Raw genomic sequence first — 9791 nt, 5'->3', positions numbered from 1 at the left:
GACCGAGAAGTGCGTCGAGCACGACGTCCCGCTCCTCCTCGACGGCCGCCCCGTGCCCGGCCTCCGGATCGACACCGACGCGCACGTCCTCGGCGACGTCTACGCCTTCTGCTACGCCTCGCTGCAGACCCGCTGGCCCGAGCGCTTCGCCACCCCGGAGTCGCTGGCCGCGCTGGTCGACGCCGGGAAGTTCGGCACCAAGTCCGGCGCCGGCTACCTCGACGTGCCCGCCGAGCGGACCGCCGAGCTGATCGCGTACCGCAACCGCGCCTACGTCGCCATCAAGAAGCTCATGGACGAGCTCGGCCCCGCGCCGATCGCCTGACGCGCCGACCGAGAAGGAGCACCCTCATGACCGCATTCCCCGAGTCCCGGACCGTCGTCCTCACCGGCGCCGCGTCCCCGCGCGGCATCGGCCGCTACTCCGCCCACCACCTCGCCGAGCTCGGCTGGAACATCGGCGTCATCGACCTCCACGCCGAGGCCGCGCAGGAGGTGGCCGCCGAGATCGCCGAGCAGCACGGCGTGCAGGCCGCGGGCGCCGGCGCGAACGTCGCCGACGACGCGCAGGTCCGCGCCGCCTTCGACGCGCTCGAGGCCGCCCTCCCGCCGGTCGTGGCGCTGGTCAACCTGGCCGGGATCGCCTCCCCCGTCTCGTACCTCGAGGTCACCCCCGACGAGTGGCAGCGGGTCCTCGACGTCAACCTCAACGGCGTGCACTTCAGCACCCGCCGCGCGGTGGAGTCGATGGTCGCGCGCGGCGTCGGCCGCGTCGTCAGCCTGTCCTCCGTCTCCGCCCAGCGCGGCGGCGGCACCTTCAGCAAGACCGCCTACTCCGCGGCCAAGGCCGGCGTGATCGGCTTCACCCGCAGCGTCGCCCGGGAGCTCGGCGGCCAGGGGATCACCGTCAACGCGATCTCCCCCGGCCCGATCGACACCGACATCATGGGCGGCACCCTCACCGAGGAGCGCAAGACGGCCATGGCCGCCGACGGCGTGCTCCCGCGCATCGGCACGCCCCGCGACATCGCCGCGGCGATCGCGTACCTCATCAGCGAGGACGCCGGCTTCGTGACGGGTCAGACCCTGAACGTCGACGGCGGCCTGTACATGCACTGATCCCCCCGGCACCGATCCCCTCGGCACCGATCCCTCGGCACTGATCCCTTCAGCACTGGAACGGACGTCCCCATGAACAAGCTCACCGGAACCTGGTCGCTCGGCCGCTGGATCTTCCTCGGCGTCGGCGTGATCCTCGTCGCCGTCGGCATGGCGCAGATCCTGCCCGCGCTCGGCTCCTGACCCCTCCCACCCCTCACCGCATTCGGCCGACTCAAAGGAGAGCGCCTTGACCACCTCGTCCCCAGCCCTCGGATCCACCCGTGATCCCGCGCTGAAATCCGCCATCTCGAAGGCGTCGCGGCATCTGATGCCGATGCTCGTCATCCTCTACTTCGTCGCGTTCCTCGACCGCACCAACGTCGGCTTCGCCGAGGAGGCGCTCTCGGTCGACCGCGGCATCTCGGACGGTGCGTTCGCCCTCGGCGCCGGCATCTTCTTCATCGGCTACGCGATCTTCGAGATCCCGAGCAATCTGCTGCTCAAGCGCTTCGGCGCCCGGTTCTGGCTGGCCCGCATCGCGGTCACCTGGGGCATCGTCGCCGCGGCGTTCGCCTTCACCACCGGCGACACGATGTTCATCGTCCTGCGCTTCCTGCTCGGCGTGACCGAGGCCGGGCTCTTCCCCGGCGTGATCATGTTCCTGTCGGAGTGGTTCCCCAACAAGGTCCGCGTGCAGATGTTCGCGATCTTCTACCTGGCACAGCCCTTCTCGCAGATGCTCGGCGCTCCGCTCAGCGGCGGCCTGATCAGTGTCGGCAACCAGATCACCCCGTGGGAGGGCTGGCAGGTGATGTTCTTCACCGAGGGCCTGCTCGCGGTGCTCGCCGGCATCGCCGCGCTGAAGTTCCTGACGAACCATCCCCAGAAGGCGAAGTGGCTGACGCAGGGCGAGAAGGACTCCTTGACGGCGGCGATGGAGCGCGAGGACACCGTGCGCCAGGCCGACGGCCCGACCGGCATCTGGAAGGCGATGGCCAGCTGGAAGGTCTGGTACTTCACGATCATCTACTTCTGCCTGCAGATCGCGGTCTACGGCACCACGTTCTACCTCCCGCAGCAGGTCGCGAACCTCATCGGGCAGGACGTCGGCTTCCAGGTCGGCCTCGTCTCGGCCATCCCGTGGCTGGTGGGACTGTTCGCCTGCTACTACGTGGGCCAGCACGCCAACACGATCCGCCGCCGCCGCTCCTGGGGCGCGATGTTCTACATCTTCACCGGCCTGTCGATCTTCGGCTCGGCCTGGGCGGGCTCGGCCGGCCAGCCGATCCTCGGCCTGCTGTTCATCACCCTCGCGGTGGCCAGCTTCCTCTCCGTCGGACCGATCACCTGGGCCTACCCGACCGCGTTCCTCACCGGAGCAGCGGCCGCGGCCGGCATCGGCCTGATCAACTCGCTCGGCAACCTGGGCGGCTTCGTCGCCCCGCTGATGCGCAACGGCTTCAACGAGGCCGTGCCCACCGACAGCGGTGTGTGGGGAGTCGTCTCCCTCGGCGTCTTCGCCTTCCTCGCCGCCGCCATGATGTTCTGCACCAAGTTCTTCCGCGGCTCCAAGGCGGACGAGCTCCTCGAGACCACGAGCGTCCAGGCGAGCCACTGACCCGCCGCCGCCGTGAAGGGCCCGACCGCACCCGCGGCCGGGCCCTTCGCCGTCCCACCCTCCGGCTGATCGAGCAGCCCGCACAGCGGGCCGCCCCTGCCGATCAAGCAGCCCGCGCCTCGCGCAGCCCATGCTGATCGAGTAGCCCGCGCAGCGGGCGTATCGAGATCCCCCCTGCAGACGCCGGGTCTCGATACGCCGCTCCGCGGCTACTCGACCAGCATGGGTCGCCGCACTCGCGCACACGTCTCGCCCTGACAGCGCACCGTCGGGCCACCTCCGGCACGCGAAACGACCTCCGGCACGCGGGAACCACCCGATTCGGCGAGCCGAGGCCGATTCTGCGAGCCGGAGCTCAGCCCCGGCCACCTCCGGCACGCGGAACGCACTCCGGCACGCGGGAACCACTCGATTCCACGAGCCCGGGCCGATTCCGCGAGCCGGAGTTCAGCCCACGCGGCAGCCGCAGCGTCAGCGGACGGAGTCGCGGCGCGAGCGCTCGCGCACCCGCTCGATGTGCACGCGCATCGCCGCCGCCGCCGCCTCAGGCCCGGCCGCGAACGCGTCCACGATCGCCCGGTGCTCCAGCACGGCGTCGTCCGCGTCGCTGACGCCCGTCTGCACGGTCTGGCGCATCCGGTGCACGCGCGTCGAGATCGCCTCGGACATGTCGATCGGGAACGGGTTGTGCGTGCCCTCGAAGATCAGGTGGTGGAAGTTCCAGTCCACCGCGAAGTACTCGCGCAGCAGCGCCACCGGCAGTTCGCCCTCGGTGGAGGCCGCGCGCACGACGGCGGTCATCGCCTCGTGCGCGGCGAGCGCCTCCTGCAGCCGCGGCACCAGCGCCGCCTCGTGCGCCGACGCGAGCGCCGCCGCGCCGCTCTCGAGCACCAGCCGCGCGTCGAAGAGCGCATCGAGCTGATCATCGGCGAGCGGCGGCGCCACCCGGTAGCCCTTGTTGGCCACCCGGGTGACGAGGCCGGTCCGCTCCAGCTGCACGAGCGCCTCGCGCACCGGCGTCGGCGAGACGCCGAGCTCGCGCGCGACCGCGTCGATCGACAGCCGCATGCCCGGCTCGATGTCCGGGCCGAGCAGCACGTCGAGCACGCGCTCGTAGACGTGGTCGCGCAGGCCCCGCCGCTCGATCGACTCCGCACCGGTCAGGCGGAACACGGCGTCGGTCATCACAGCCTCGCGGATCGGTGCGGAAGGGGCCGGCCGCGGCGCCCGGTGGAGGGCGCTCGGCACAGCGGTCGGCTCAGCTTACGCAGTCGCTCCCGAGCGCTCGTACGCGACGATCTCCTCCACCTTCGCGGCCGAGGCGCTCGACTCGTCGAAGACGTAGCCGAGCCACTCGCGCACGTTCCGCCGCGCGACCTCGATGCCGACGACCCGCTGCCCCATGCAGAGCACCTGCGCGTCGTTCGAGAGCACGCCGCGCTCCACCGAGAAGGAGTCGTGCGCCGTCACGGCGCGGATCCCCTCGACCTTGTTCGCCGCGATCGCGACGCCCAGGCCGGTGCCGCAGATCAGCAGCGCCCGGTCGGCCTCGCCGCGCGCGACCAGCTCGGCCGCCGCGATCGCGATGCTCGGGTAGGGCGTGTGCGACTCCGCGTCGACACCCACGTCGACGACCGAGACCACCCGGTCGTCGGCCTCGAGATCGCGCTTCAGGATCTCCTTGTAGTCGTAGCCGGCGTCGTCCGATCCGACGACGATCCTCCAGGTGGTGCTCATGCGGTCTCTCCTTCATGGGTGGACGGTGCGTTCTGGGCGGATGCGGTGCCGGACGCGGCGCCGAGCTGCGGCGCGATCGCCTCGACGATCAGCGCGAAAGAGATCGCGCCGGGGTCGGGCGTCCCGAGCGACTTCTCGCCGTGAGAGCGCGCGCGGCCGAGCCCGGGCATCAGATCGGACGTGGCGTCGGCGGCCGAGCGCGCGGCACCCGCCGCGGCACCCCACGCGTCGGCGAGCGCGTCGCCCGCCGCGGCCCGCTCCGCCAGCGTCTCGGCGAACGGCACCAGCGCGTCCACCATCGTCTTGTCGCCGACGCTCGCCTTCCCGTAGCCGCGCACGGCATCGGAGGCGGCGGTCACCCCCGCGCTCACCTCGCGCGCGCTCACCGCGCGGTCGTCGCCGAGCGCCTCGCCGACACTGCGGAGGATGACGCCCCAGAGCGCTCCGGAGGTCCCGCCCGCGCGGTCCGACCAGGCGTCGCCGGCCCGGGTGAGCAGCGTCTGCGCCCCGGCCCCGCGCTCGAGCACGTCGGCGGCCTCCTGCGCGGCCGCCCGCGCCCCGCGCTGCATGCCGATGCCGTGGTCGCCGTCGCCCGCGATCGAGTCCAGGCGGCCGAGCTCGTCGGCGTTCGCGTCGATCACGTCGCGGATCGCCGCGATCGCGCCGGACAGCCGTGCCGCTGCGGCGCGCGACTCCTCCGAGGCCTCGCCTACCTCGGCGGCGACCTCCTCGGCCTGCGTCGCGGTGACGGCCACGAGCGCGCCGCCGTCGACCGCGCCGGTACGGAAGGCAGGAGTGTCGCTCGGCGCCGTCCACAGCGTCTCGAGCTCCTCGTCGACCCAGAACAGCGTCAGCGAGACGCCGGCCATGTCGAAGCTGGTGCAGAACTCGCCCACCTGCGGGTCGACGAGGGTGATCCCGCGCGCCTCGAGCAGGTCGGCGATCGTGCTGAAGACGACGAACAGCTCCTCGCTCTTCACCGAGCCGAGCCCGTTCAGCACCGGGACCACCCGGGCGCCGTCGACGCTCACGCCCTCGGGGATCTCGGCGTCGGCGAGCAGGTGCGTCACGAACAGCTCGGCGAGCTCCGCGGCGCTCGGGATGTCGACCTCGTCGATCCCGGGCTCGCCGTGGATGCCGAGGCCGACCGCCATCCGGCCCTCGGGCACCGAGAACAGCGGTTCGTCGGCCCCGGGCAGCGTGCAGCCGGTGAAGGCGACGCCGAGCGAGCGGGTGCGCGCGTTGCCGAGCACGGCCACCCGCTCCACGTCGTCGATCCCGTAGCCCGCGGCGGCGGCGGCCCCGGCCACCTTGAAGACGGTGAGGTCGCCCGCGATCCCGCGGCGCTTGTGCGCCTCCTCCGGCTTCGCGCTGAAGATGTCGTCGGTCACGGTGACCGTGCGGCAGTCGATGCCGTCGGCCCGCACCGCGTCCTGCGCGGCGGTGAAGTGCAGCACGTCGCCGGCGTAGTTGCCGTAGCTGAGCAGCACGCCGCGGCCCTGCTCGCTCGCGCGGATCACCGACTCGACCTGGTGCGCCGAGGGCGAGGCGAAGAGGTTGCCCATCGCGGCGCCGTGGGCGAGACCGGGCCCGACCAGTCCGGCGAAGGCCGGGTAGTGGCCCGAGCCGCCGCCGATGACCACCGCGACCTCGGGCTCCTCGGAGCGGGTCGAGCGGGAGACGCCGCCGACGACCTTGCGGACCCAGCGGCCGTTGGCGCGGACGAAGCCGTCGACCATGTCGTCGGCGAAGTCGGCGGGTTCGTTCCAGAGACGGGTCATGCTCGTCGGCTCCTCATCATCGAGTGCGCCGGCCCTCCGGCCGGACCCGTCGATCCTATAGGATTTTCACCGCTCACTCCAGGCGGCCGAGGCGGGTCGCCTACTGCCGCCCCACCGCCAGCGCCTCCTCCTCGACGTCGAGGAACGCCAGCGCGCTGCGCACCGCCGGCTCCTGGTAGCGCCCCTCGGCGCGCGCCTTCAGCACCGCCTCGCGCTCGGCCGCGATCATCACGCGCCGCAGCCGGTTGTAGGAGTGGGTCAGCGGCTCCGCGCCCTCGGCCTCCGGCGGATTCTCCAGCGCGTCCGCGAGGAACACCGCGTTCCGCCGCAGCCGGTCGAGCACCCGCTCCTCGACACCGTCCTGCGGCTCCTGGTCGAGCCGCGCGAGACCGGCCGACTGCGCCTCCGCCAGCAGCATCTGCTTCTCGACGTGCTCCTGCTGCTCGTTCGGCGCCGGCAGCTTGAGCAGCCGGAGCACCCTCGGCAGCGCGAGCCCCTGCACCAGCGTGCCCGCCACCACCACGAACGCCAGGAACTGCAGGAACGCCCGCTGCGGTGTCTCCTCCGGCAGCAGGAACGCCGCCGCGAGCGTGACGACGCCGCGGATCCCGGCCACGGACACCCCGAGCGCCGTCGGCCAGGTCCAGCCGCGCTGCTGCAGCCGCCGCGGGCCGTGCCGGAAGAGGACCGTGGTCAGGCACATCCAGAGCACCCGGCTGCCGATCAGCGCCCCGAGCAGCGCCGCACTGATGCCGATCCCCTGCCAGACGCCGATGTCGGAGTCGGCGGTCGCCGCGACCACCGAGGACAGGCTCAGCCCGATGAAGAGGAAGACGGCGTTCTCGAGCAGGAACTGGATGGTGCGCCAGTTCAACGACTCCGCGATCCGCGCCTGGGCCGACTGGATGACCGGCGCCCGGAAGCCGAGGAACAGCCCCGCGACCACGACCGCGAGCACGCCCGAGCCGTGCAGCAGCTGCGCCGGGATGAACGCGACGTACGGCGTCACCAGCGAGAGGCTCGTGTCGAGCACCGAGGAGGACACCTGCTTGCGCACGAAGCCGAGGACGACCGCGATCAGGATCCCGACCCCCGCGCCGACCACGACGGCCAGCACGAAGTCGAGCGCGATCCCGCCGGGCGTCACGGTGCTGACGATCGCGAGCAGCGACGCGTTCAGCGCGACCAGCGCGGTCGCGTCGTTGAGCAGGCTCTCGCCCTCGAGCACCGTCATCATCCGCCGCGGGAGGCGCAGCCGCCCCGCGATCGCGGACACCGCCACCGCATCGGTCGGCGCCACGATCGCGCCGAAGGCCAGGGCCGCGGCGATCGAGATCGCGGGCACCACCGCCCAGGCGACCGCGCCGACCACCAGCACCGTGAAGACCACGAGCCCGACCGAGAGCAGCAGGATGCTGTCGCCGCGGGCGCGGACGTCGAGCACCGAGGTGCGGATCGCCGCCGCGTAGAGCAGCGGCGGCAGGATCCCGTAGAGGACGACGTCCGGCTCGACCACCACCTCGGGGATCCCGGGGACGAAGGAGGCCAGCGCCCCGACGGCGACCAGCGCCACGGGTGCCGACCAGCCCGCCTTGCCCGAGAGCCCCGTCACCAGCACGGTGACGACCACGAACGAGACGATCCAGATGATGGCGACGACCGGTTCCTCCACGCGGCTCCCTCCCGAGAGCCGAGCCTAGGCCCGAGGGCCGACGCTAGGCACCGGCCTCGTGGATGTCGCGGGCCTTGGTCACGCGCCCCGCGTCGACCGGGTTCATGCCGAGCACGATCTTGCCGCGGGAGTGCCGCTTCTCGAGGTCGTCGAACGCGTCCTGGACGAAGCCGTAGGGGTAGAAGCCGGAGACCAGCACCCGCAGCTTCTGGTCGCGGACCAGCGCGACCAGCTCGCCGAGGATCTCGGTGTCGCGCCGCGCGGTCTCGGCGTCGGGCCAGACGGCGCGCAGCTCGATCTCCTTGCGGTCGTCGCTGGAGTGGAAGCGGGCCGGCTCGATCCCGAGCTCCTCGGCCAGCGCCGCGTTGTCGCCACCGAAGTTGTCGAGGAAGACGGTCACGCCGTTCGGGGCCGCGGCCCGGATCCGGTCGGCGATGCCGTCGCCGTAGACGATCGGCTTCACGCCGATCTGTCGGAGGTAGTCGAAGTTGCGCTCGCCGCAGGTGCCGAGGACGGTCGCGCCGCGCAGCTTCGCGAGCTGGATCTCCATGCTGCCCACGCCGCCCGCCGCCGCCGAGACGACCACGGTGTCGTCCGGTCCGATGTGGGTGGCCTCGATCGCGCGCCAGGCGGTGACCCCGGCGAGGAACAGCGCGCCGCCGACCTCCCAGCTCACCGAGGCGGGCTTGGCGACCAGGTTCTCCCGCGGGACGACGATGTGGGTGGCGTGCGAGCCGACCAGCGCGTGGCCGACGACGTCGCTGCGGAGCTTGAGGTCGCTCACGCCCTCGCCGAGGCCGACGACGATGCCGGAGAAGTCGGTGCCCTGGCGCATCGGGAAGGCCGCGGAGTGGTCGGAGTCGAACATCCCGCGCCGGATGAACGCCTCCATGTGGTTCACACCGGCCGCGAGGACCTCGACCAGCACCTCCCCCGGCCCGGGCTGGGGCCGTGCGATGTCGGCGATCTCGAGCACGTCCACGCCGCCGAAGCGGGAGAACTGGACGGCACGGGCGGAGTCGGAGCGCAGACGGGACATGCGCTCATCATCCGCCCCCGGCGGCGCGAGCCCGTGGCCCCCGAAAGGGGACGTGCGACGCCGGAGGGGCCGATCGGGCCGTCAGGCGGCGGTGCCGGGGTCCGCGGCGGGATCCGTGCCGGGGCAGTAGAGCTGCGTGCGCGGGCCGCTGCGGTCGATCACGTGCTCCGACATCAGGCGGCCGCAGAGCGGGCAGGCGCGGCCGGCGGGAGCCTCGGGCTCGGGCTGGTCGTAGGGCCCGAGCGGCGGCGGACCGAGCCAAGGGAAGAGCCGCGCGTTGAAGCGCTGGTAGAGGGAGCGGGTCGGCTTGGCCATATGCTTAGTGTACTAATGATCAGGGCACGACGGGAAAGGACGGCCGACTCCGTGGACAGCATTCCTGACGACGTCGACCCGCTCGCCCTGCAGAACCAGGTCTGCTTCTCGCTCGCCGTGGCCGCCCGCACCGTCATCGGCCTCTACCGCCCCGTGCTCGAGCCGCTCGGCCTCACCCACCCGCAGTACCTCGTGATGCTCGCGCTCTGGGAGCGCGCCCCGCGCTCGCTCGCCGACCTCGGCGCCGCCCTGCACCTCGAGCCCGCCACCCTCAGCCCGCTGGTGAAGCGCCTGGAGGCCGGCGGCTACGTCACGCGCGCCCGCAGCACCGAGGACGAGCGCCGCCTCGACGTCGCACTCACCCCGGAGGGAGCCGCCCTGCGCGAGCGGGCGCTCCAGGTCCCCCCGCAGATCGTCGAGCGCCTCGACCTCCCCCTCGACGAGCTGATCGCCGTCCGCGACACCCTCACCCGCCTGATCGGCGCCGCCACCCGCCCCTGACGCTGCGGCGCGAATCGACTCGCCCGA

At 72.4% G+C, this 9791-nt stretch carries 9 protein-coding genes and 1 pseudogene; 4 read left to right on the top strand and 6 right to left on the bottom strand.

The genetic code is table 11. From position 1 onward, the window contains the following. The 3 genes and pseudogenes from EDF35_RS00275 to EDF35_RS00265 form a co-directional block, all read left to right on the top strand. Nucleotides 1-325: pseudogene (locus EDF35_RS00275) on the top strand (hypothetical protein); the annotation flags it as partial. Between the two features lie 26 nt (nt 326-351). Then, nucleotides 352-1119: an SDR family oxidoreductase gene (locus EDF35_RS00270; RefSeq protein WP_133960399.1), complete on the top strand. Its 768-nt coding sequence runs from the start codon at nt 352-354 to the stop codon at nt 1117-1119. Nucleotides 1120-1348: 229 nt separating this feature from the next. Then, a complete protein-coding gene (locus tag EDF35_RS00265) occupies nt 1349-2719 on the top strand; it encodes an MFS transporter (protein WP_243839797.1) in 1371 nt (456 codons plus the stop codon). Nucleotides 2720-3190: 471 nt separating this feature from the next. On the opposite strand, the gene EDF35_RS00260 is transcribed toward EDF35_RS00265, so the two are convergent. The 6 genes from EDF35_RS00260 to EDF35_RS00235 form a co-directional block, all read right to left on the bottom strand. After that, nucleotides 3191-3904, bottom strand: a complete 714-nt coding sequence (locus tag EDF35_RS00260) for a GntR family transcriptional regulator (RefSeq protein ID WP_133960398.1) — start codon at nt 3902-3904, stop codon at nt 3191-3193. 78 nt (nt 3905-3982) lie between these two features. Further along, nucleotides 3983-4456, bottom strand: a complete 474-nt coding sequence (locus tag EDF35_RS00255) for a ribose-5-phosphate isomerase (protein WP_133960397.1) — start codon at nt 4454-4456, stop codon at nt 3983-3985. Next, on the bottom strand, nt 4453-6237 hold the full coding sequence (locus tag EDF35_RS00250; RefSeq protein WP_133960396.1) for a dihydroxyacetone kinase family protein: 1785 nt from the start codon (nt 6235-6237) through the stop codon (nt 4453-4455). The genes EDF35_RS00255 and EDF35_RS00250 overlap by 4 nt, the downstream gene beginning before the upstream one ends. Before the next feature lie 100 nt (nt 6238-6337). Further along, a complete protein-coding gene (locus EDF35_RS00245) occupies nt 6338-7909 on the bottom strand; it encodes a cation:proton antiporter (RefSeq protein WP_123706329.1) in 1572 nt (523 codons plus the stop codon). A 43-nt stretch (nt 7910-7952) separates the two neighbouring features. After that, on the bottom strand, nt 7953-8948 hold the full coding sequence (locus EDF35_RS00240) for an NADP-dependent oxidoreductase (RefSeq protein ID WP_123448085.1): 996 nt from the start codon (nt 8946-8948) through the stop codon (nt 7953-7955). Nucleotides 8949-9029: 81 nt separating this feature from the next. Further along, nucleotides 9030-9263 carry a hypothetical protein gene (locus EDF35_RS00235; protein ID WP_123448084.1) on the bottom strand — a complete coding sequence of 78 codons (234 nt, stop codon included), beginning with the start codon at nt 9261-9263 and terminating at the stop codon, nt 9030-9032. 60 nt (nt 9264-9323) lie between these two features. Here EDF35_RS00235 and EDF35_RS00230 point away from each other — a divergent pair, with 60 nt between their 5' ends. Beyond that, nucleotides 9324-9764 carry a MarR family transcriptional regulator gene (locus EDF35_RS00230; protein WP_133960400.1) on the top strand — a complete coding sequence of 147 codons (441 nt, stop codon included), beginning with the start codon at nt 9324-9326 and terminating at the stop codon, nt 9762-9764. Nucleotides 9765-9791: the final 27 nt, after the last annotated feature.

Origin of the sequence: Rathayibacter sp. PhB151 (genome assembly GCF_004366415.1) — a bacterium.
Taxonomy (GTDB): Bacteria; Actinomycetota; Actinomycetes; order Actinomycetales; family Microbacteriaceae; genus Rathayibacter; species Rathayibacter festucae.
This window is presented reverse-complemented; position numbering and strand designations above follow the sequence as displayed.

Excerpts from the sequence above, each read along its gene's own strand:
- EDF35_RS00270 (WP_133960399.1), top strand. The coding sequence starts at position 352 with ATGACCGCATTCCCCGAGTCCCGGACCGTCGTCCTCACCGGCGCCGCG.
- EDF35_RS00255 (WP_133960397.1), bottom strand. The coding sequence starts at position 4,456 with ATGAGCACCACCTGGAGGATCGTCGTCGGATCGGACGACGCCGGCTAC.
- EDF35_RS00235 (WP_123448084.1), bottom strand. The coding sequence starts at position 9,263 with ATGGCCAAGCCGACCCGCTCCCTCTACCAGCGCTTCAACGCGCGGCTC.
- EDF35_RS00260 (WP_133960398.1), bottom strand. The coding sequence starts at position 3,904 with ATGACCGACGCCGTGTTCCGCCTGACCGGTGCGGAGTCGATCGAGCGG.
- EDF35_RS00250 (WP_133960396.1), bottom strand. The coding sequence starts at position 6,237 with ATGACCCGTCTCTGGAACGAACCCGCCGACTTCGCCGACGACATGGTC.
- EDF35_RS00240 (WP_123448085.1), bottom strand. The coding sequence starts at position 8,948 with ATGTCCCGTCTGCGCTCCGACTCCGCCCGTGCCGTCCAGTTCTCCCGC.